The organism is Bacillus sp. FJAT-29937, assembly GCF_001509555.1.
GTDB lineage: Bacteria > Bacillota > Bacilli > Bacillales > Cytobacillaceae > Cytobacillus.
Genome location: NZ_LMAS01000003.1, coordinates 118794 through 140633 on the forward strand (window position 1 = coordinate 118794; position 21840 = coordinate 140633).

Annotated in this window: 23 protein-coding genes; 18 read left to right on the forward strand and 5 right to left on the reverse strand. The window is 36.9% G+C overall.

The window, feature by feature from the left end; translation table 11 throughout:
* The first annotated feature begins 30 nt into the window (after positions 1-30).
* The 7 genes from AR328_RS06915 to AR328_RS06945 all read left to right on the forward strand — a co-directional run bounded on the left by AR328_RS06915 (position 31) and on the right by AR328_RS06945 (position 5917).
* On the forward strand, positions 31-720 hold the full coding sequence (locus AR328_RS06915; protein ID WP_066292321.1) for a DUF2953 domain-containing protein: 690 nt from the start codon (positions 31-33) through the stop codon (positions 718-720).
* 18 nt (positions 721-738) lie between these two features.
* On the forward strand, positions 739-1203 hold the full coding sequence (ytfJ, locus tag AR328_RS06920; RefSeq protein WP_066292323.1) for a GerW family sporulation protein: 465 nt from the start codon (positions 739-741) through the stop codon (positions 1201-1203).
* Between the two features lie 157 nt (positions 1204-1360).
* On the forward strand, positions 1361-1861 hold the full coding sequence (gene tpx, locus AR328_RS06925) for a thiol peroxidase (protein WP_066292325.1): 501 nt from the start codon (positions 1361-1363) through the stop codon (positions 1859-1861).
* 135 nt (positions 1862-1996) lie between these two features.
* Positions 1997-2983 carry a class I SAM-dependent methyltransferase gene (locus AR328_RS06930; protein ID WP_066292331.1) on the forward strand — a complete coding sequence of 329 codons (987 nt, stop codon included), beginning with the start codon at positions 1997-1999 and terminating at the stop codon, positions 2981-2983.
* Between the two features lie 321 nt (positions 2984-3304).
* A complete protein-coding gene (locus AR328_RS06935; RefSeq protein WP_066292333.1) occupies positions 3305-4495 on the forward strand; it encodes an acetate kinase in 1191 nt (396 codons plus the stop codon).
* 70 nt (positions 4496-4565) lie between these two features.
* On the forward strand, positions 4566-5408 hold the full coding sequence (locus AR328_RS06940) for an EcsC family protein (protein WP_066292335.1): 843 nt from the start codon (positions 4566-4568) through the stop codon (positions 5406-5408).
* Complete coding sequence (locus tag AR328_RS06945) at positions 5405-5917, forward strand: MogA/MoaB family molybdenum cofactor biosynthesis protein (protein WP_066292338.1); 513 nt, start codon at positions 5405-5407, stop codon at positions 5915-5917. Before AR328_RS06940 ends, AR328_RS06945 begins: the two co-directional genes overlap by 4 nt.
* A gap of 47 nt (positions 5918-5964) precedes the next feature.
* On the opposite strand, the gene AR328_RS06950 is transcribed toward AR328_RS06945, so the two are convergent.
* Positions 5965-6279 (reverse strand): hypothetical protein, encoded by a 315-nt coding sequence (locus AR328_RS06950; RefSeq protein ID WP_066292343.1) that lies wholly within the window; start codon positions 6277-6279, stop codon positions 5965-5967.
* A gap of 263 nt (positions 6280-6542) precedes the next feature.
* On the opposite strand from AR328_RS06950, the gene pbp4b reads away from it, so the two are divergent.
* From pbp4b to argH, 3 genes are all read left to right on the forward strand, one after another.
* Positions 6543-7922 carry a penicillin binding protein PBP4B gene (pbp4b, locus tag AR328_RS06955; RefSeq protein WP_442854442.1) on the forward strand — a complete coding sequence of 460 codons (1380 nt, stop codon included), beginning with the start codon at positions 6543-6545 and terminating at the stop codon, positions 7920-7922.
* Between the two features lie 188 nt (positions 7923-8110).
* The gene (locus AR328_RS06960) at positions 8111-9319 is read left to right on the forward strand and encodes an argininosuccinate synthase (protein ID WP_066292350.1); all 1209 of its coding nucleotides are present in this window, start codon (positions 8111-8113) and stop codon (positions 9317-9319) included.
* Entirely contained in the window at positions 9316-10695 is a 1380-nt protein-coding gene (gene argH, locus AR328_RS06965; protein ID WP_066292352.1) for an argininosuccinate lyase, read from the forward strand. Before AR328_RS06960 ends, argH begins: the two co-directional genes overlap by 4 nt.
* Positions 10696-10737: 42 nt before the next feature.
* Here the strand turns inward: argH and AR328_RS06970 are convergent, their stop codons facing one another.
* The 3 genes from AR328_RS06970 to AR328_RS06980 all read right to left on the reverse strand — a co-directional run bounded on the left by AR328_RS06970 (position 10738) and on the right by AR328_RS06980 (position 12418).
* On the reverse strand, positions 10738-11004 hold the full coding sequence (locus AR328_RS06970; RefSeq protein ID WP_066292357.1) for a YciI family protein: 267 nt from the start codon (positions 11002-11004) through the stop codon (positions 10738-10740).
* A gap of 206 nt (positions 11005-11210) precedes the next feature.
* Positions 11211-11828: a DedA family protein gene (locus AR328_RS06975; RefSeq protein ID WP_066292359.1), complete on the reverse strand. Its 618-nt coding sequence runs from the start codon at positions 11826-11828 to the stop codon at positions 11211-11213.
* Positions 11829-11965: 137 nt separating this feature from the next.
* Positions 11966-12418, reverse strand: a complete 453-nt coding sequence (locus tag AR328_RS06980; RefSeq protein WP_066292361.1) for a universal stress protein — start codon at positions 12416-12418, stop codon at positions 11966-11968.
* A gap of 112 nt (positions 12419-12530) precedes the next feature.
* Between AR328_RS06980 and AR328_RS22775 the strand changes: the two genes are divergently transcribed.
* A complete protein-coding gene (locus AR328_RS22775) occupies positions 12531-12695 on the forward strand; it encodes a hypothetical protein (protein ID WP_191969179.1) in 165 nt (54 codons plus the stop codon).
* Positions 12696-12943: 248 nt separating this feature from the next.
* Positions 12944-13795: a nuclease-related domain-containing protein gene (locus AR328_RS06985; protein ID WP_197414426.1), complete on the forward strand. Its 852-nt coding sequence runs from the start codon at positions 12944-12946 to the stop codon at positions 13793-13795.
* 317 nt (positions 13796-14112) lie between these two features.
* Here AR328_RS06985 and AR328_RS06990 read toward each other — a convergent pair whose 3' ends face one another.
* The gene (locus AR328_RS06990; protein WP_066292370.1) at positions 14113-15210 is read right to left on the reverse strand and encodes a M24 family metallopeptidase; all 1098 of its coding nucleotides are present in this window, start codon (positions 15208-15210) and stop codon (positions 14113-14115) included.
* A 192-nt stretch (positions 15211-15402) separates the two neighbouring features.
* Here AR328_RS06990 and AR328_RS06995 point away from each other — a divergent pair, with 192 nt between their 5' ends.
* The 6 genes from AR328_RS06995 to AR328_RS07020 all read left to right on the forward strand — a co-directional run bounded on the left by AR328_RS06995 (position 15403) and on the right by AR328_RS07020 (position 21826).
* Positions 15403-16083, forward strand: a complete 681-nt coding sequence (locus AR328_RS06995; RefSeq protein ID WP_066292372.1) for a metal-dependent hydrolase — start codon at positions 15403-15405, stop codon at positions 16081-16083.
* A gap of 157 nt (positions 16084-16240) precedes the next feature.
* Positions 16241-16480 (forward strand): hypothetical protein, encoded by a 240-nt coding sequence (locus AR328_RS07000; RefSeq protein ID WP_066292375.1) that lies wholly within the window; start codon positions 16241-16243, stop codon positions 16478-16480.
* A gap of 465 nt (positions 16481-16945) precedes the next feature.
* Positions 16946-17716 carry an IclR family transcriptional regulator gene (locus tag AR328_RS07005; protein ID WP_066292377.1) on the forward strand — a complete coding sequence of 257 codons (771 nt, stop codon included), beginning with the start codon at positions 16946-16948 and terminating at the stop codon, positions 17714-17716.
* A 393-nt stretch (positions 17717-18109) separates the two neighbouring features.
* A complete protein-coding gene (locus tag AR328_RS07010; protein WP_197414427.1) occupies positions 18110-19837 on the forward strand; it encodes an acetolactate synthase catalytic subunit in 1728 nt (575 codons plus the stop codon).
* A gap of 22 nt (positions 19838-19859) precedes the next feature.
* Entirely contained in the window at positions 19860-20660 is an 801-nt protein-coding gene (locus AR328_RS07015) for an SDR family NAD(P)-dependent oxidoreductase (RefSeq protein WP_066292378.1), read from the forward strand.
* Between the two features lie 158 nt (positions 20661-20818).
* Positions 20819-21826, forward strand: a complete 1008-nt coding sequence (locus AR328_RS07020) for a zinc-dependent alcohol dehydrogenase (RefSeq protein WP_066292379.1) — start codon at positions 20819-20821, stop codon at positions 21824-21826.
* Positions 21827-21840 lie beyond the last annotated feature (14 nt).

The window sequence follows — 21840 nt, forward strand, 5'->3', positions numbered from 1 at the left end:
TAATAATAGGCTGAAAGGTTGTGACTTGAATTGAAATGGATTCTATTTGCCTTAGCCATATTAGTCATTATTTTTATTATCATTCTTATATCGAAATTAAAGGTTTATTTTCATTATGACCATCATAATGATGATGATCATCTAAAAATAGAAATCAGGGCGTGGTTCGGCTTAATTAAATATAAAATAGAGCTCCCGCTTATTAAAATTGATGATAATTCACCAACAATTGTAGTTAAACAAAAGAAGGGTACGAAAGATCAATCTATTAAGAAAGATACGAAGCAATTTGATGCGAATGATCTGTTAAATAGTTTTTATGATATGAAAGAGGTTCTTAGGAAAGTGGTATCCCTTAATAAAATTATTAAGAAATTTTTACGAAAAGTGACCATCCAAAAGATGGAGTGGCACACAGTGATTGGGATTGGAGATGCTGCTTATACAGGAATGCTTACCGGTGCTTTTTGGGGCATTAAAGGGGGAATTATCGGCATAATTAGTCACTTTATGAAGCTTAAGGCTATGCCAAACTTAAGCATTACTCCTCAATTTCAATTTGCATTATCCAAGACATCCATTTCATGTATTATTTATTTTCGAATCGGACATGCTATGTTAGCAGGAATTAAATTGCTTAAATATTGGAAAGGCGGAAGACCTAATTTTCGATCAAAGCCCTTATCTGCCTTGTCTAATAATAAAATTAAATCAATATAGAAAAGGGGGACGCAGTATATGTCTGAGCATCCAATTCAAGGTCTAATGACAACTGCCATGGAAAATCTGAAGGAAATGATTGATGTCAATACAATAATCGGTGACCCTGTAGAAACACCAGATGGCAGTGTAATCTTAACGGTTTCAAAGGTTGGTTTCGGTTTCGCGGCTGGTGGGAGCGAATTTAAACTCGAAGGGCAATCAAATGGCGGCGGTCAGGGACCATCTGGCGGTCATCCATTCGGGGGAGGAAGCGGCGGTGGAGTTTCCATCACACCAATTGCTTTTCTCATCGTAAATTCAAGCGGAGTGAAAATGGTTCACCTTGATGAAAGCACTCATTTATACGAGAGAATACTTGATCTTGCTCCTCAAGCAGTAGACAAAATTCAGCAGATGTTTAATAACAAGAATAACCAGGGAAGCAGCAATCACACCACTACAAATGAATATGACGGTCCAAAACATGATTTAAATATTTAATTTAAAAAGTTAACTTTCCAAAACTCTGGAAGGTTAACTTTTTTCTTGGCTGTATGAATGATTGATATCAGTAAGAAATATAGTCAATAAAATTGCAAATTTTTAGTTAAGAGGATATATTTACAATGTACATATATTGTTTAAGGAGATGAAGAGGATGGCAAATATTACGTTTAAAGGAAATGCAGTAACGCTTTTAGGAAATGAAGTGAAAGTAGGAGATAAAGCTCCTGAATTTAATGTTCTTGCCAATGATCTATCAGCAGTAACTTTAGCAGATTCTAAAGGCCAAGTTCGTTTAATCAGCGTGGTTCCTTCTATTGATACAGGAGTTTGTGACGCACAAACTCGCCGTTTTAATGAAGAAGCTTCGAAATTAGACAATGTGAAAATTTTAACTGTAAGCGTAGATCTTCCTTTCGCTCAAAAACGCTGGTGTGCGGCAGCTGGAATTGAAAATGTTCAAACTCTTTCAGATCATCGCGACCTTTCATTTGGGGAAGCATACGGTGTTGCTATTCAAGAACTACGTCTATTAGCACGCGCTGTATTTGTAGTAGATTCAAATGATACAGTTACTTACGCTGAATATGTGAGCGAGGCAACTGACCATCCAAATTATGAAGCTGCAGTAGAAGCTGCAAAGGCAGCAAGATAAGCAGACATTTGAAAAAGTATAACAGAAAGCGCCTTGGATAAATCTGAGGCGCTTTCTGTTATATTTTGCTTGAATCTTGTTAATCTGCAAAAAGGCCTGTAAAATAGGACAGAGAAAGAATCGGGAGGATTTATAATGAATAAAACGACTCCGGTTGAGGAATTGTTTACTGTATTTAATGAAACAGCAATGATAATTAAAGAAGAGCTGTCTTGTACATATTTAGAAGCATTAGCAGAAACAGGGGAGAATATGTTTCATGGAAGTATCATACAGGAAGAGCTAAGTGAATTAACGGCAAAAAGGTTAAAAAAAAGCTATGAATCAATTCAAATGGACAACTTTACGAAGGAAGAGATCCGGAAGTCCTTTCAGCTCGTAATCCTTAAAGGGATGAACGAAATGATTCAGCCTAATCACCAGATGACACCCGATGCTGTTGGACTTTTAATAGGCTATCTCGCTAATAAGTTTGTACAAAAAGATGAGTACCGGTTATTGGATCCTGCAGTTGGAACTGGAAACCTTTTAACAACAGTGATCAATCAGCAGCCAAACAAAACTGTCCATGCGACTGGAATTGAAATCGATGATATTTTAATTAGACTTAGTTATGTGAACGCCAATTTACAACAGCACCCACTTCGTCTTTTTAATCAAGATAGCTTGGAGCCATTGTTTATTGAAGAGGCAGATGCTGTTGTCAGTGATTTGCCTGTTGGATATTATCCGAATGATGTAAGAGCAGCAGACTATGAAATAAAAGCCGATAAAGGCCATACATATGCCCACCACCTGTTCATTGAGCAGAGCATTCACCATGTGAAAGAAGGCGGCTATTTATTTTTCATCGTTCCAAATGGACTATTTGAAAGCGAGCAGGCACCCAAGCTTCACTCATTTATAAAGAAGCATGCAAATATCCAAGGGCTTTTGCAGTTGCCCCTTTCGCTCTTCAAAAATGAAAAAGCAGCCAAAAGCATCTTTATTCTTCAGAAAAAAGGAGAAGGTGTGAAGCCGCCAAAGCAAGTGCTGCTTGCTAATCTCCCTAGCTTGTCTAAGACGAATGAGATCGAGAAAATACTGCTAAAAATTGATGGATGGTATAAAGAAAATAAATAGAAAAGAAGCTGATTTCCCCAGCTTCTTTCTTCATGTTGTTTTAAATGGGAGTCTGAGTTAAAGAATAATTTTGATTTTTGACCACTATTGATTGCAGTGGAAGGCACGAAGACTCCTGCGGGAGAAGTGAACAGGTAAGACCCCGCAGGAGCGATAGCGACGAGGAGGCTTACCGTTTGCCCCGCGGAAAGCGAAGTGCCTGGAACGGAAATCAACAATTAAGTTAAACAGAGTCAAATGGAAAAATAAGAGATATTAATAGCATCTACAGTGCAAAATAAGGGAGACCTATAAGAGCCAATATAAAGGAGCGGTTGAAAGATGGCGAAAATTATAGCGATAAATGCAGGAAGTTCCTCATTGAAATTTCAGTTGTTTGATATGCCGAGTGAAGAAGTTATCACAAAAGGTTTAATAGAGAGAATTGGACAGAGTGCAGGGGTATTTAATATATTTGCAAATGGCAAAAAAATCAAAGAAACGGCTATCATTCCTGATCATGATGCAGCTGTTGCTCTTCTGCTTAATAAATTAACATCATTAAAAATTATCCATTCATTAAATGAAATTGAGGGCATTGGCCACCGAGTCGCGCATGGAGGGGAAGAGTTCTCAGATTCTGCGATTATAACGGATGAGGTACAGGCGAGAATTGAAGAATATTCAGAGCTTGCCCCCCTCCATAATCCAGCTAATATTGCAGGGATCAATGCTTTTAAGCAAGTGCTGCCAGAGGTGCCGGCAGTGGCAGTGTTTGATACAGCTTTTCACCAGACAATGCCAGAGAACTCTTTCCTGTACAGTCTTCCCTATGAATATTATAAAAAATATAGAATTAGAAAATATGGCTTCCATGGCACCTCCCATAAGTATGTTTCACAGAGAGCCGCAAGTATGCTTGGACGCCCTCTAAACCAGCTGCGTTTAATTTCATGCCATCTTGGGAATGGAGCTAGTATAGCGGCTATTCAAGGCGGAAAATCAATTGATACGTCTATGGGGTTCACTCCGTTAGCTGGGGTAACAATGGGAACCCGTTCTGGAAATATCGATCCTGCATTGATCCCGTTCATCATGGAAAAAACTCATAAAACAGCGGACGAAGTGTTAGATGTGTTAAACAAAAAGAGCGGAATGTTAGCATTATCCGGTTTCTCAAGTGATATTCGTGATATTGAAATGGAAGCGGCTGAGGGAAATGACAGGGCAAAATTAGCATTGGAAGTGTTTGCAAATAGAATTCATAAATACATTGGTTCTTATGCAGCGCGTATGTCTGGTTTTGATGCGATTATCTTTACAGCTGGCATTGGTGAAAACAGCGATGTCATTCGTGAACGCATTCTTCACGGTTTAGAGTTTATGGGAGTTTATTGGGATCCCTTGCTTAATAAAGTGCGCGGTGAAGAAGCGTTTATCAACTTTCCCCATTCACCAGTTAAGGTGCTAGTCATTCCAACGAACGAGGAAGTGATGATTGCAAGGGATGTTGTAAGACTTGCTCATATTTAAGTAGAAGAATTTTCCACTTAAGTTATGCTATACTAAATAAAAAATAGTATATTGAATGGAGGAAAACAGCATGGCATTGACCGAACGGGAACAAAAGGTCTGGTCCGAAATTCAAGAGTGGGAAAACAAGCTTTACAGCTACGAATCAAATGATTTTGAATTAACTTATGAAAAATACATGGAGAAATCCTTTCATTTACTTCCGGAAAATATTCAGCAGCAAGTTTTTACTGCATTGGATAATTGGATGTTTCATCTACACGCCTTCATTCAAGGGTCACAGCTTCAAATAGATGCTAAAGAAAGGATCATGCAGGCAGGCAGAGTATTTAATATTGAAATTGAAGGTATAGCAGACTTGAAATTATTAACAATTGATCAGCTTCAATACATAGCCGAGCAGCAAATTGCCCGTCACCGGCTTTATTCCTTTGCACAAGGCGGCCTAGCAGGAACAGGAAGTTCACTTTTGCTTGGTGCAGATATTCCCGCCATGGCTGTCATCAATTTAAGAGTTGTTCAGCTTATTGCGATGACATATGGAATAGAGGTAAATTCCCCCTATGAAATGATGAGTTCTCTTAAAGTTTTTCATGCTGCCACCCTTCCTTCACGCATGCAAATGAGAGCTTGGGAAGAGCTAATCAGTGAATTGCAAAATGAACAGGATTTTTATTTTTATGAGGGGAAAGAGGAAATTGCCGATGTCTCCTGGATGGAACAGCCTGTGAAACAGTTATTAAAAGGTGTAGCGATATACATGTTTCGAAATAAATTTATCCAAGGACTTCCGCTAATTAGCATGGCTATTGGTGCCGGGGTCAATTACCAGCTGACACGAAAAGTAACCGAGTTTGCCCACAAGTATTACCAATATCGATATTTGTATAAGAAAGGGGAAGAAACCTCTTGAGTACAGTGGAACATAAAATGGAGGCTCCAAAGCAGGTCACCTGTAAAGTGATTACCGTTAGTGATACACGTAATAAGGAAACAGATAAAAGCGGGAAGCTCATGATTGAACGATTACAAGAGGAAGGCCATATTGTAAAGGACTATGTAATTGTGACAGATGATGCAGCTGAGCTTCGAACGGAAGTCTTAAAGGGTTGTGAGGATCCAAAAATTGATGTCGTGCTGACGAATGGCGGGACTGGCATCGCTCTCCGTGACATAACGATTGAAACCGTCAAGGAATTGTTTGAGAAAGAAATCATCGGCTTTGGGGAGCTATTTAGAATGCTCAGCTACCAAGAAGATATTGGATCTGCAGCTATTCTATCACGTGCCGTTGCAGGTGTTGTAAAAAATAAGGCTGTTTTTTCAACACCAGGCTCCTCAGGCGCTGTACGCTTAGCGATGAATAAACTGATTTTACCTGAACTTGGCCATGTCGTTAGGGAATTGAAAAAGGATTTGTAAGAAAATGAACACCTAGACTGGAATGTTTAGGTGTTTTTTCTTGCTTATTATAAATGAGCTTTTTCGGAAATGTCCTGGTGAGTCCGATACCAAAGCCATAGATCGTTAATGACGGAGGCGAGCTCAGAAATCTCGCTGTTCAGCTCGCAAGATTTAATGAAATTTTCCTCATCATTAAGCTGTGCCTGCTTTATATTAATGAATACCTCAAGTTCCGCGATTCGATCAGGAATTCTTCCCCTGATAATCTCCCAACGATATAATATATGCTGCTTTATTTCATCTGAGTAAAGATCCCATTCCTGATCGAAGGAAGGAATGGAGATTCCAAGCCGTTCATTGTGTGAAAAATACTCCACCATTTATAAATCCTCCAAGTCTGTAATGCTTACATTCTACTATATTCAGTTCTTGCGTTCCACGGATTATTTCCTTTTGAAGCATTTTATAAGATAACCTTTAATTGGGAAATATTTTAACAGTAACGAAAGAACTAAATTAAACTCCTGCTGAGGGGAAAAGGACCCATTTATTAACAAAGGCATTTACAAGCCTATTTATGCTGTATAAGATTAAAGTTGTTTAGAATATTCTGTTATTTAGGAGGGATTAAATGAAAAACTATTTGAACAGATTCATAATCATTATTTTGGCTTTAGGCATCATAATGCCATGGAGCTCAATTGGCCATGCCACAGCAACAAGTGAAGCAGAATTAGCCTTATCCAATCAAAGCAATCCTACTAGGGAGGAGAAAGTTAAGTATCCAACCTTAAAGAACGCCGGGAAACCAGAGGAGGCAGGATTTTCTTCTCAAAAACTTCGACAAGTGGATCAGTTAATTGAACAGGAGATAAATAACGGATTCCCTGGAGCTGCGCTAGTAGTTATTAAAGACGGAAAAATAGTTAAAAACACAGCCTACGGCTATGCGAAGAAATATGAAGGGCATGACTTATTAAAGCATCCTCAAAAAATGAAAGTGAATACGGTGTTTGATTTGGCTTCCAATACAAAAATGTATTCTGTCAATTATGCCCTGCAACATTTAGTAAGTGAAGGGAAAATCGATTTAAACGAGACTATTCAGCACTACTTCCCATCCTTCAAAGATCATCCATCAGACAAAATTAAAGGGAAAGATCATCTTCGTATTATCGATCTCCTCCATCATACGGCCGGTTTTCCATCAAGTGTACATTACCATAATCCAGTAAGAGCGGGGGAATTATACTCCCAGGATCGTTCTACTACTTTGGAAATGATCTTAAAAACTCCCCTTCAAAATGAGCCTGGCACCACTGTGATATATAGTGATATAGATTATATGCTACTTGGATTTATTATCGAAAAAGTAACAGGCTTGCCATTAGATCAATACGTTGAAACGCATATTTATAAACCTTTAGGGCTAAAATCAACCATGTTCAACCCCCTTAATAAAGGTTTTAAAGAAAAGGATTTTGCTGCCACTGAGTTATTGGGAAATACACGTGATGGGGTTATTTCGTTTCCTAATATAAGAACTTATACATTGCAAGGTGAGGTTCATGATGAGAAGTCTTTCTATTCTATGGGCGGTGTTTCTGGACACGCGGGCTTATTTTCCACAACCGGAGATTTAGCTGTATTGCTTCAAGTCATGCTGAATGATGGTGGGTACGGGAAAGTAAAACTCTTTGATAAAGAAACGATTGATCTATTTGTAAAACCATCTGAGATGAATCCTACATATGGTTTAGGATGGAGAATTAATGCGAATGATAGCATGAAATGGATGTTCAGCGAGTATGCCAATAATAATGTAATTGGCCATACTGGGTGGACTGGGACGATAACAGTGATTGACAGAGAAAATAATTTAGCTATTGCGTTATTAACAAATAAAAAGCATTCTCCTGTCATTGATCCAAAAGTCGATTCAAACAAATTTTATGGGGACACATTTGATATCAGTCAATATGGAAGTATCGTTACGGCTGTTTATGAAGCAATGATTAAATAGATGGAAGAAGCAGAGTTCACTAGAGACTCTGCTTCTTCTTATTTTATATAAAACATGAATCTATTTTTATACATTTTTTTGAAAAAAGTATTGATTTTAGTCGAGATTATGATATTATAATACAGTATTAATGAATAAACATTACAAGTTATGTATAAATATCCATACCTATCAGGAGGAATTTTAACATGTCAAATCCAAAAGTCGTTCTTGCCTATTCAGGCGGTTTAGATACTTCAGTAGCAATTAAATGGTTAGGAGACCAAGGTTATTCAGTAGTTGCTTGCTGTTTAGATGTAGGTGAAGGAAAGGATTTAAACTTCATCCAGCAAAAAGCATTAACAGTTGGTGCTGTTGAATCATATGTGATTGACGCAAAAGGAGAGTTTGCGAATGAATATGCATTAATGGCTCTTCAAGCACATGCATTATATGAAGGTGTTTATCCGCTAGTATCTGCACTTTCTCGTCCGCTTATCGCGAAAAAGCTAGTAGAAGTAGCTGAGAAAGAAGGGGCAGTAGCAGTAGCACACGGATGTACTGGTAAAGGAAATGACCAAGTTCGTTTCGAGGTAGCTATTCATGCATTAAATCCAGAATTAGAAGTATTAGCCCCTGTACGTGAGTGGAAATGGTCTCGTGAGGAAGAAATCGAGTATGCAAAACAAAAGAATATTCCAATTCCTATTAATCTAGATTCTCCATTTTCAATTGACCAAAACCTTTGGGGAAGAAGCAATGAGTGCGGAATTTTAGAAGATCCTTGGGCTGCGCCGCCTGAAGAAGCGTATGAGCTGACTTCAAGCCTTGAAAATGCACCTGACACACCGGATGTAGTCGAAATTGGTTTCGAAAAAGGTGTTCCTGTCAGCTTGAACGGAAAAGAATATAAATTAGCTGAGCTTATCTTAGAATTAAACTCTATTGCCGGCAAGCACGGTGTAGGCCGTATCGACCACGTTGAAAACCGTCTTGTTGGAATTAAATCTCGTGAAGTGTACGAGTGCCCAGGGGCTTGTGTCTTAATTAAAGCGCATAAAGAGCTTGAAGATTTAACACTTGTTAAAGAAGTAGCTCATTTCAAACCAAATATTGAAAAGAAAATTGCAGAGCTTATTTATGAAGGTTTATGGTTCTCTCCATTAAGAAAAGCATTAGCCGCTTTCTTAGATGAAACTCAAACCTTTGTAACTGGTACAGTTCGCGTGAAGTTATTTAAAGGGCACGCAATTGTTGAAGGAAGAAAATCTCCATATTCTTTATACGATGAAAAGCTTGCTACTTATACGTCTGATGATGAATTTGATCATAATGCAGCAGTTGGCTTTATTAAGCTTTGGGGGTTACCAACGAAGGTTCAAACGATTGTCCAGCAAAACAAGAAGGTGACAGTGTGAAAAAATTATGGGGCGGCCGTTTTACAAAATCAGCCGAGGAATGGGTAGACGAATTTGGCGCATCGATTTCCTTTGACCAGGAACTAGTTATGGAAGATATTGAGGGAAGCATCGCTCATGTCACCATGCTTGCCAAATGCGGAATCATTTCTGAGGCAGAAGCAAACAAGATTAAAGACGGCCTTGAACTGTTAAAAGTAAAAGCAGAAAACGATGAACTTACTTACTCTGTTAAGTTGGAAGATATCCACTTGAATCTAGAAAGCTATTTAACGGAGCTTGTAGGTCCTGTTGGGGGAAAACTTCATACTGCACGCAGCCGTAATGATCAGGTTGCTACCGACATGCACTTATATTTACGTAATCAAGTTCAAGTGATTATTGAGTTAATTGAGGAAATGCAGCAAGCATTATTGGAACAGGCAGAGGCAAATGTTGAAACGGTGATGCCTGGATATACACATCTTCAAAGAGCCCAGCCAATCTCATTTGCCCATCATTTAATGGCTTATTTCTGGATGCTTGAACGTGATAAAGAACGTTTCACTGAAAGTATCAAAAGAATTAATGTGTCCCCGCTTGGTGCTGGAGCGCTTGCGGGTACAACATTCCCAATTGATCGTCATCTAAGTGCAGATTTGCTTGGATTTGAAGGGATTTATGAGAATAGCCTTGATGCTGTAAGTGACCGTGATTTCATTCTAGAGTTTTTATCAGATAGTTCAATATTAATGATGCACTTATCGAGATTAAGTGAAGAATTCATTCTTTGGTCCAGCCAAGAATTCAAATTTATCGAGCTTGATGATAGCTTTGCAACGGGAAGCAGCATTATGCCGCAAAAGAAAAATCCGGACATGGCTGAGTTAATTCGCGGAAAAACAGGCCGGGTTTATGGGAATTTAATGGGGCTTCTTACAGTTTTAAAAGGCTTGCCGCTTGCTTACAATAAGGATATGCAAGAGGATAAAGAAGGCATGTTCGATACGGTTAAAACAGTAACAGGCTCCCTTAAGATTTTTGCTGGTATGATCCGTACGATGACGGTCAATGCGAATCAAATGGAGAGAGCAACTAAAAATGATTTTTCAAATGCAACGGAGCTCGCTGATTATTTATCAAGCAAAGGGATTCCTTTCAGAGAAGCTCATGAAATCGTAGGAAAGCTAGTGTTAACATGTGTGAATAAAGGCTGTTTCCTTGCCGATTTATCAATAGAAGAATTTGTAGAAGCCCATCCATTATTCGAAAATGATATTTATGAAGTACTCGATCCTGTTACAGCAGTGAAGAGACGGAATAGTGCTGGCGGAACAGGCTTTAAACAGATTATGATTGCGATTGACAAGGCGAAGGAATTAATGGAAAAGAAATAAGCTGATTAAAGGAGTGCCGGCTCAAGTCCGCACTCCTTTTGCTTATACTTCAAGAGTGCTTCTCCACTCTTTCAATATGAATTCACGTGTCTTTTCAATCGCTGCTGGATCATTGTCCGCGAGCTGCTGAGCCTCCTCCAAAGATTCAGCACGGAAAATAATTAACCCCCCTGAATGGTCAGTAAACGGACCCTTTGCAATAATATTTCCCTTCTCAATTAAATCATTAAGATAATCAATATGCTCTTTACGGATGGCTTCGTCCTTTGCGGGGTCAATAGTTTTCATTATGGCGATAAAATAATTCAACTTAACATCCTCCCACTTTTTAATAAATTAGAATTTATATTAATTTTTAATTAAGGAACAGATTATCAGTTTAAATCAAACTTTATTAAGATAGATTGGGTGTCTGCGTGATTTTGTGTATTGGAAAATAGTGGGGTTTAGTAATTTGTAATCCAATCAACTTTTTGTAATTGAGTGAAATCAACTTGGGCAAATAGTATGTATATTTAATTATAAACCTTTTTGTCTTTTAATTTTCTTTTTTTTCTCCAGTAGTAATAAGTGTAAGCACCTATTGAAAGCAAGATAAAAGGAATAATCATCATGCTAAATTTCGAAAGATAATGTTCTACCTGATGCCAATTATGTCCAAGAACTTTTCCTGCAGTAATAAACGTAAAACCCCAGAAGATGGCTCCCGAATAAGCGAATAATGCAAATTTTTTATAAGAATAGCAATTAATACCCGCTAGATAAGCAGTAATATGGCGGACTCCTGGGATAAAGAAACCAATAAAAAGAAGGAATGGACCAAATTGATTATATAACTTTTTTGCCTTACTTATCTTATTCTCATTGATATGAAATTTAGGACCGTATTTTTGTAAAAAAGGCAGACCTAGCTTAATTCCTAAAAAGTAGCTTAAAGAAATCCCGCCAACTGCGCCGGTAAAAGCACTAAGAAGAGAAGGAATATAAGCAAGTCTTCCTTGAAAAACATTGAATCCTACATATGTAAGCAGCACCTCATCAGGAATTGGCAGCCCGATAATGCCCCCGATTAATGCCAATATAATTCCCAGATAGCCATAATGTTCAATAAGATGATTGACATATTTAATCAAATAACGTCCCGCCTATTTTAAAAGTTTCTTATAAGTATTTGCTAGTTCTTGAAAAATATTAAACGAGAATTTCTTGAATCTTTAATGCGAAAAAATGATGCAAGGGAATTATACCCATGCATCATTTGTCTTCACAATTATTCTTCGTCCTTACTTGTCCGCACAACAAGAACGTCACATTTTGCGTAGCGCACAATGTTTTCAGATACACTGCCGATAAGGAATCTTTCCATGGCGTTCAACCCTGTTGCTCCGCAAATAATGAGATCGACATTTTGCTTTTTCGCCATATCCTTTGGAATGATGACTTTTGGAGAACCGTAATCAATTACATACTCGACTTTGGCAACTCCAGCTTCCAGTGCTTCACTCTTATATTTTTCCATTAACTCTTTAGCGAACATATTGGCTTTTTCGGAAATTGTCCGATCGTATGCTTCGACTGTGGCGAAAGTTCGAGAATCTATGATGTGAGCTAAAGTGATTTGGGCGTCATTTCTTTTGGCAACTTCAATTGCTTTTTTAAATGCCCATTCAGCTTCTGTTGAACCGTCTACTGCTACTAATATGTTTGTATATTTCATCCCCATGAATATCTCCTCCTTTTCCTTTATTATACAATACCAAAATGTGTATATCTGTAACAAAAAATCGAACAATAAGACAGTTCATTAAAAACCTTTTTAAGGAGCTGTTAGAAAAATGGAGAAGCGTGACCCTAAAGCACAAGCAAATTATTTCTTCAATGAAGAAGGACAAAACGAAGTAAGCGAGCAAATTATGGATGCTTACAATAGCGGTGTCATCGAACAGTCAAATGCGAATAATACTTTAACAGATGATGAGGTTGCTGAAGGAGAAATCTGACTGTAGAAAAATAAAGCAGCTAAGAAATGAATCCATTTCTTAGCTGCTTTTTCGCTTTTCATATTCATAATTTAGAGGACTCTAGTCCAGGTCTGTAGAAATACCTTATATTCGACATTTTCCCTTACTAAACCCTCAAAACATCTTTTTTTATTCCAATTAAAACGGACAAGGAAGTGAAATAAATGTTTTATAAGCCCCGATTTGAACCAAAAGAATTAAGAATGATGAGGCATTTGAACACAAGGATGAAATTAAATGAAAAGGAAGTAAAAAACTATCTAACCATGGAAAAAGGGTATGAAGATGAGAAAAAATTTGATGAAATGTCGATAAATATTTCGGAACAATGTACAATTCTAAATGATTTGTTACTGGAAAACAGCAATAGTGTTTTTCAAATTGATTCATTATTTATTTATGATGGAACGATTCATATCATAAATATAAAAAATTTTGAAGGAGATTATATGATTGATGGTGAAAAGTGGTTTATAGTTGCAAATAAAAAAGAAATTTCAAATCCATTTTTACAATTGAACCGAAGCGAGTCATTAATGCGGCGATTGCTGAAGGAAATAGGCTATAATATGCCAATTAAAACCCATCTCGTTTTTATGAATCCCGACTTTATTTTATATCAAGCCCCGCTAAATTCCTCAATTATTTTTTATTCACAGCTGAATCGTTTTCTAAATCAATTCAAACCAGGGAATGCCCATCAGCACGAAAAACACTTGGTACTTGCTGAAAAAGTCGCATCTCTCCATATGAAAGATTCCCCATATTCGAATTTACCAGAATACAATTATGAACAACTAGTTAAGGGGATAACATGTCCGATGTGTTTTACTTTTATTTCGGATGTGGGTAAGGAAAAAATTACTTGTAATCGATGTGGGTTTCAAGAAGATTTTGAAAGTGCAATTTTGCGTAGTATAGAGGAATACAGACTTTTGTTTCCGGAAAGAAGGGTTACTACAGAAGATATATGGGAGTGGTGTAAAGTGATCAACTCTAGAAAAACTATTCGAAGGATATTAAAAGGGAACTTCAAACGTATCGGGCATAGCAGTTCTTCTCATTTTATTGATATTTGATGCTTCTGTTTTTGTTCGTGATGCCCGTGCCTAGAGAAAACAGTACTGCTTGGTCACTAGGAGCACCATCTGATGCCCTTCAATAGGAAAAAAGCTCATCCTCGGTAACCAGAATCAAAATGTGATGCCCGTGCTTATAGAAAACAGAGCTTTTTGGTCACTAGGTGTACCATCTGATGCCCGCCAAGATAAAAAATACCCCTTCACAGTCATCAGAATCTACCGTGCTTCTAAAATTTGTTAAAAAACATATAAGGAGCATGTCCTAGATACGTTTTCACGAGATTTAGGACAGCCCCTTATATTTGAATTGGCCTCTATTTAATAACCTGCAGTTCTTTCGGGAATTTAGTTAAAATTTCAACCCCGTTTGCTGTTACATAAATATCATCTTCAATTCTAACCCCGGCTACATCAGGAACGTAAATGCCAGGCTCAATCGTATAAACCATTCCTTCTTCTAGCAGAAGCGGATTGGTCTCAGTTAAGGAAGGATATTCATGCACGCTGATCCCAAGTCCATGTCCTAAGCGATGTGGAAAATATTCGCCGTAGCCAGCATCAGCAATAATCTTTCTTGCTGTCAAATCAACTTCGGCGCATGAAACCCCAGGTTTACTTCCTTCAACGGCAGCCAGCTGCGCCTTCAAAACCGTATCATAAATCTCTCTTTGCTTTTCATTAATATCTCCGTAGGCAACTGTTCTCGTAATATCTGAGCAATAGCCATCCACAACTACCCCTAGATCGAAAAGAACGAAATCTCCCTTTTTAATTTTCGTCAATCCAGGTGTTCCATGAGGAGATGCCGCATTTATTCCGGTAAGAACCATCGTAGAGAAGGACATTTCTGTAACGCCTTTTTTCTTCAGGGCAAATTCAACAGCTGCAATGATCTCTAATTCTGACTTCCCTTCTTTTATTTCGGCACACCCTACTTCAACAGCGTAATCTGCCAGCGCACAAGCTTCGCGGATAATGCTTAGCTCTTTTTCATCCTTTACCATCCTAAGCTTTCGTAGCTTTTCCTCCGCTGAAATAAACGTTGCTCCATTAAACATTTCAGTAAGAATTTCGAAGCGTTCAACATTCATATGTTCTTTTTCGATAGCGATGCGATCAACGGTTTTCAAGCGGCCGTAGATTGATTTATGTATCATTTCCCATGGGTCTTCAATATCGCTGTAAGAGATAATCTCATTGCTCCAGCCTGCATTTTTTGCATCTGTTTTATCCAATGCGGGGCAAACGAGGAAAGGCTCTTCTTCTTGAAAAACGGCTAAGCCAAGAAGGCGTTCATGCGGGTCGCTTAAGAAACCGCTAAAATAAAATACATTTTCAGGTGACGTCACAAAGCAAACCTGTACATTATTTTCTTTCATCCAGCTGGATAATTTCTGTAATCTGCTATTCATCATTACCCTCCTTGTAATTAAAGCTATCAGCTAATATTAAAAGATCTATCAGCTAATATTAAAAGATTAGCAACTAAATGGGGAAAAGTAAACTTTTATAAATGTGTCAAATAGGGTAGTGTATAGAAAGCAGGAAAACAAAAACTTTCGTTGAATCCATTACATAACGAAAATTTTGGAAGGGGAAGAGAAATGAAAGTATCCTATCACGGTCATTCTGTTGTAAAAATTGAATCACAAGGGAAAACAATTTTAATAGATCCATTTATTACTGGAAACGAATTAACAGATTTAAAGGTGGATGAAGTGAAACCTGATGTTATTATTGTGACCCATGGACATGGGGATCACCTTGGAGATACTGTGCAATTAGCCAAAAAGCATGATGCTCTCGTTATTGCCAACTTTGAGCTTGCAACCTTTTTAAGCTGGCAAGGTGTGAATACGCACGGAATGAGTATTGGTGGTGCTTATCAGTTTGATTTTGGTAAGGTAAAATTGACACCCGCTTTTCACGGGACTGGACTAGAGACAGAAAACAATGAAATCATATATTTAGGCATGCCAGCTGGCTTACTAATAACTATTGAAGATAAAACGATTTATCACGCCGGCGATACAGGTCTGTTCTCAGATATGAAATTAATCGGTGACCGTCACCCGATTGATCTTGCCTTTTTGCCAATTGGCGATAATTTTACAATGGGGCCAGAGGACGCAGCCTATGCAGCGGGCTTGTTGAGTGCCAAGAAAGTGGTACCGATACACTTTAATACGTTCCCGCCAATCAGACAGGATCCACAAAAATTTGCTGAAATGCTTGAACCAGGTATTGTTCAAGTACTTCAGGCGGGAGATTCGATTCAATTATAAAAATGCAGTGCAGCTGATTTGAGCTGCACTGTTTTTTTTCGTACCCGTACCCGAAGCATTTCCTTATATCCCCTTTTAACGCAAAAGAAATCCATACATTTTCCAGGCATGTCCGCATACATATAAATGAAGAAGGATCATTAGGAGGGAAAAAGAAATGAAAAAAAATCGCTATTTATTATGTCTGCTTGTATGTGGCTTTCTTCTTTATTTTGCGGTTCCACGCCTTAATATTTTCAGTGAAGGCATAGAAGGAATATTTGCCATTAGCTGGCTAGCCTTCGCACTTATTGTCATTGCAGGAAATTTAACGGCATTGCTATACTCACCTAAAAGATCATCCTTAAGCTCAAAAGTACAAGCGGTTCCAGAGAAAAAAAGAGATAGATCTTATTAACGCCAAAATTTAAGTCTTAAAGCTTCAAAGCGATATGGTGTTTTATTGGTAAAATAATAAATTTTTACTAGAAGTAACATCTGGGAAAAATAAAAAACTACTCAAAGGTTACCACAGTTCATGAAGCTGTGGTGTTTTTGTATTTTATGGTAGTTTTCAAATTATTGCAGACGATTTTTGAACAAACGTAATTATTTGACATTGAATTCAAATACATTGAACCATTCACGAATGAAGACTAAATAGTACTTTCCATTATGGTGAAATCAGATGTTAAATCGGAAGATAGTACTCTTTAAAATAGGCCATGTGTTTGTAATGATATTATTTTATTATCTTTATTTCGAATAAGTACAGTTGCTTAAAGTTACTTTTAAATAATTATGTGGTTAATATATTACAAAAATACTTAGAAAATTATATAATATCTGAAAAGAGTGGTATTTATAACAAGGAGTGGTTTCGATGAATAAAACAAAGAAAGGTTCTTTGGTAGCTGAAAGAACACTAAAAGCATTAATGTTATTTTCAAAAACGAAATATATTTCTGTAACAGATATAGCAAATTCTCTAGAAATTAGTTTAACAGCTGCATATAGACTTGTTGATTCTTTACATGGAACAGGTTTTATTAAAACTGCTCATTCAAAAGAATACACTTTGGATTCACCTAATATTTTACAATTGTATAATATGGTAGAATATGATTTGAGAAAAGTCGCTCGACCTATAATCAAAGAAATAGCCAGCGAATTTCACGAATCCGTTTATTTAAGCGTTGTACATAATGATAAATACTTTTCATTTATAGAAAAAGAAGATAGTCCTTCTCAATTAAAATGGACCGAAAATATTGGCAATGTACATCCTCTTCCATCAGGAACAGCTGGGAAAACACATCTTGCATATATAATAAAAGATTTAAATGATTCAGAGAAAGATGAATTTATTTCACAGTTGGAGTTAAAACCATATACTGAAAAAAGTTTAGTGGTAATTAAGGATTTAAAATATTCGCTAAAGAAAATATTAAATGATGGATATTGCTATACTAATAGTGAGCATCTTAATGGAGTAATAGGTATCTCTGTTCCGGTATATAATTTTAAAAAGACAACTGTAGTTGCTGTTTTGAGTATATTTATGGCAGAGTCTCGATATGATGAAAATGAATTAATGAATTATGTGATTTCGTTAAAAAATGGAGCGGAAAAGATGAGTAAATATATATCCTAGTGGGTAGGGGCTATCTCAAAATGTCGATAATGACGTTTTGGGATAGCTTTTTTTCATATTCAAAAATACTTAAATTCGAGTGAAGTACATTTTTATGACAAGATTAAGGATTCATTAAAAATCAAAAACCACCATAACTAGACAGAATTTTCAAAAATAATCAATTGACGATAAAAAATGGATATTCTATAATTTAATTATAGGAATTAATTACGATATTCGGAAAGCGGGGTGTTTATTAATAATACTTACAATATGATAAACTCCCCATCCTTTTTTTGAGGAAGAAAGCTTGTTGTTAATTGTGAAACGATTTATTTATAAGATTAATGATCAGTCTAATTATCTGAATTTTGGTAACATTAATTCGGAATAGTAAAGGAGATAGTTATAATGACTAATAACGCAATTCAAGAAATGACAGAGGTAAAGCAGGCTACGAATGCTATGAGGATCGCATTATCATTGAAACGTAACGGAGTAAAATATATTTTTGGACAAAGTAATCCCCCAACCGTTACCCTTGCATGTTCAGATATTGGAATTAAACAAATAGGTTATAGACAAGAAAATGCAGGTGCATATATGGCACAAGCATATGCAATGTGCACAAACACAATCCCAGTTGTTACCGCACAGCATGGTCCGGCAGCAACTTTATTGGTTCCCGGATTAGCTGAGAGTATGAAGGCTTCTTATCCAGTAGTTGCCTTGGTTGAAGAAGTCTCAAGAGAGCAAGAGGAAAAGAATGCATTTCAAGAAATAGATCATATTGAGCTATTTAAAGGGGTTTCCAAATGGGTTAAAAGGATACCAATCCAAGAAAGAATTGAAGATTTCATTGATAGGGCATTTACAATAGCAGCAAGCGGAAGACCAGGTCCAACTGTTCTATTATTACCTAAAGATATTATTGGTGATACGCAGGAATACTTAATAAATAAAAGAAACAGCCAAAGTTTGGGAATATTTCCACTGGATCGAAATATTGCAGATTTATCAAAAATTGAAGAAGCAGCAGACCTTTTAAGAGAGGCTAAACAGCCTTTTATTTATGCAGGCGGCGGAATTATATCGTCCGGGGCTATTAAGGAAATTAGGGAACTGCAAGAAGAGTGTTCTATTCCTGTTGCTACCACTACCATGGGAAAAGGGGCAGTGGATGAAGAACATCCATTAAGCCTTGGGCCAATCGGCTATTATATGGGGAAAAGAGGAGTTAGCAGGCACCTGAAATCAATGATTCAAGAAGCTGACGTTGTTCTGCTAGTTGGAAACCGTACAAACCAAAATGGAACGGACAGTTGGACACTATTGCCTGAAAATGCAAAGTATATTCAAATTGACATTGACCCCGCCGAGGTAGGGAGAAACTATGAATCAATTAGACTTGTGGGTGATGCTAAATCAACTTTAGCAGTTTTAAAAGAAAGTCTATTGAAAAAAGGGCTAAAAAAGAGACAAGAAAACAGATTGATTATAGTAGATAGAATTAATTTGGCTAGAGAGCTGCATAAAAAGGATATGCACGATATTGTTTCAGCTGAAAGTGGAGCCATAAAAGTTGAAAGGTTTTTACATGAAGTTGAAAGGAGATTAGATGATGATCACGTCATTGTCGCCGATGCCAGTTTTTCATCTGTCTGGAACGCAAATTATCTTAAAGCGCTTAAAAACAGAAAATTCATCTTCCCAAGAGGACTTGCAGGATTAGGTTGGGGGTTACCGATGGCGATGGGTGCTAAAATCGCAAAACCAAATAAAAAAGTTTTTTGTCTTGTGGGAGATGGGGGATTTGGTCATGTCTGGAGTGAATTAGAAACGTGTAAAAGACATGGGATCCAAGTTGTCTTAGCTGTAATAAATAATGGAATTCTAGGTTATCAAAAGTTAGCTGAAACCGCTATGTATGGCAGAGCAACAGATGCTTGTGATTTCTCATTTGTTGATCATACTAAGATTGCTGAGGCATGTGGTGTGAGAGGCATTAAAGTTGAATCTATTGATAAGATTGGTATTGCACTTGATGAAGCATTTAAATCGAATGAATGTGTATTAATTGATTTGATTGCTGATCCTAGCAATATTCCTCCAATCGGGAGTTTAGATGATTTAGTGTAATAAAAAAAGGGGAGCTTCTGTTATGGGGAAATTGTCGGGAAAAGTGGCATTAGTAACTGGTGCCGCTCGGGGAATTGGCAGGACTTATGCGTTAAGGCTAGCACAATTAGGTGCTGATGTTGGTGTAATTGATATCGATTTACAATCGTATAAGCACTATGAAAAAGAAAAAATTGGTGAGAAGTATGAAACTGTTGTTGATGAAATTAAAGAGTTTGGTGTGAAGTCTTTTGGTATTGAAGCAGACATCTCAAACCAAGAACAAGTTGAAAATGCAATTAAGGCAATTGTTGAAAATATTGGCGAAATTGATATTTTAGTTGCTAATGCTGGTGGAGGATTAGGAGCACTTACTGAAAATAAAGCTTCAGAAGTTGATCCTGAACAATTAAAAACTGTACTAGAAAGAAACTTCTACGGTACAGTGTATAGCGTTAAAGCAGTAGCTCCTTCTATGAAAAAGAAGGGCTATGGAAAAATTGTAACGATGTCTTCATTAGCTGGATTAAAATCAACTGATATGGGGTCCTATTCTCATTATGGGGCCTCAAAAGCAGCAATTATTTCATATACGAAATATTTAGCGCAAGAATTAGGCCCTTTTAATATTACTGTTAATTCAATTGCACCGGGATTTATTGGAACTGGTAGATTAATGGAGTTTTTTGAAGGTGAAGGTATAGAAAATTTTACAAATCAAACGGCATTAAAAAGGCTAGGAACACCGGAAGATTGCGCAAATGTTTTAGAATTCTTAACAACTAATCTTTCTGATTATGTAACAGGGTCTGTCATTGATGTAACTGGGGGAGTTATTAAGTAATTTTATCTTAACAATATTAGAGATTAGATTGACTGCTAAGTTGGGACAATAGGGCACTAACAGATTTCCTTTTTATAGAATATCCATCTATAAGAATGCTAGAAATCTGCTGGTGCTTCTTTTTATAAAATTTTCGACAATACTGGAGGTGTTTTATATTGATTGCATTAGTTAAAACGAACACAGAGAATGAATTTCAAATTGAGCATAGGCCATTGCCCCAGCTTGAAATAGACGAGGTTCTAATTAAGGTGGATTTTTGTGGGATTTGCGGGAGTGATTTACATGCTGCCAGTCATGCGAACGGCTATGAATTCGTTCCTAAGCCAATTATTTTAGGGCATGAATTAGTAGGTCCTATTGTAAAATTACATCCAGATAATAATAAAAAAGAATTATTAAATGTTCGTGTTGTGGTTGAACCTGCTTTGTATTGTAATAATTGTGAGCACTGTCTTAATGGTCAGTATAATATTTGTTCCAATATTAAGTGTCTTGGTTTACATTATGACGGAGGTATGGCTGAGTTTGTAAAAGTTAAAATGGATAAAATTCATAGAATACCTGAATCACTGCCATCTGGTGTTGCAGTATTGACAGAACCATTGACAGTCGCTATTCATGCGGTACAAGCAGTAGGGAAAGTTACGGATAATATGAATGTTCTTGTTCAAGGTTGTGGGATAATAGGTATTTTCGTTGCTTTAGCAGCTAAAAATCAAGGCGCTAAAGTGACAATTTCAGGTCTTAAAAAAGACTGGGAAAGTAGATTGAAATACGCTGAGCAATTAGGGATTGAAACCGAAATTTTCGAAGAACATTCTAATGAAAAGAAATATTTCGACATGATCTTTGAATGTTCAGGTTCATCAATCGCTGCAGAAAAGGGGATTTATAGACTAAAAAAAGGTGGAAAATTGGTCTTAGTAGCCTTATACGAGCAAGAAGTTAAATTTCCTGTAAATATTATGGTTAGAGGAGAAATTAACATTCTAACAAGCTATGCATGTTCTAGCAGTGATTATCAAAAAGCCTTCTCCATATTAGATAAGTATAAAAATAAAATTCAAAATATTGTTACTATTTATTCATTAAAAGATGGCCCTCAAGCTTTTTCTGATGCTAGGCAGCAAAAAGTTTTAAAACCTATTTTAAAAACTCTATAAACACACTTTGGAAA

Coding starts and splice junctions, on each gene's coding strand:
- tpx (WP_066292325.1), top strand. CDS start 1,361: ATGGCAAATATTACGTTTAAAGGAAATGCAGTAACGCTTTTAGGAAAT.
- AR328_RS06990 (WP_066292370.1), bottom strand. CDS start 15,210: ATGAATAGCAGATTACAGAAATTATCCAGCTGGATGAAAGAAAATAAT.
- AR328_RS22775 (WP_191969179.1), top strand. CDS start 12,531: ATGGAGAAGCGTGACCCTAAAGCACAAGCAAATTATTTCTTCAATGAA.
- AR328_RS06960 (WP_066292350.1), top strand. CDS start 8,111: ATGTCAAATCCAAAAGTCGTTCTTGCCTATTCAGGCGGTTTAGATACT.
- AR328_RS07010 (WP_197414427.1), top strand. CDS start 18,110: ATGACTAATAACGCAATTCAAGAAATGACAGAGGTAAAGCAGGCTACG.
- AR328_RS07000 (WP_066292375.1), top strand. CDS start 16,241: ATGAAAAAAAATCGCTATTTATTATGTCTGCTTGTATGTGGCTTTCTT.
- AR328_RS06985 (WP_197414426.1), top strand. CDS start 12,944: ATGAAATTAAATGAAAAGGAAGTAAAAAACTATCTAACCATGGAAAAA.
- AR328_RS06995 (WP_066292372.1), top strand. CDS start 15,403: ATGAAAGTATCCTATCACGGTCATTCTGTTGTAAAAATTGAATCACAA.
- AR328_RS06935 (WP_066292333.1), top strand. CDS start 3,305: ATGGCGAAAATTATAGCGATAAATGCAGGAAGTTCCTCATTGAAATTT.
- ytfJ (WP_066292323.1), top strand. CDS start 739: ATGTCTGAGCATCCAATTCAAGGTCTAATGACAACTGCCATGGAAAAT.
- AR328_RS07005 (WP_066292377.1), top strand. CDS start 16,946: ATGAATAAAACAAAGAAAGGTTCTTTGGTAGCTGAAAGAACACTAAAA.
- AR328_RS06980 (WP_066292361.1), bottom strand. CDS start 12,418: ATGGGGATGAAATATACAAACATATTAGTAGCAGTAGACGGTTCAACA.
- AR328_RS06940 (WP_066292335.1), top strand. CDS start 4,566: ATGGCATTGACCGAACGGGAACAAAAGGTCTGGTCCGAAATTCAAGAG.
- AR328_RS06950 (WP_066292343.1), bottom strand. CDS start 6,279: ATGGTGGAGTATTTTTCACACAATGAACGGCTTGGAATCTCCATTCCT.
- AR328_RS06930 (WP_066292331.1), top strand. CDS start 1,997: ATGAATAAAACGACTCCGGTTGAGGAATTGTTTACTGTATTTAATGAA.
- AR328_RS07015 (WP_066292378.1), top strand. CDS start 19,860: ATGGGGAAATTGTCGGGAAAAGTGGCATTAGTAACTGGTGCCGCTCGG.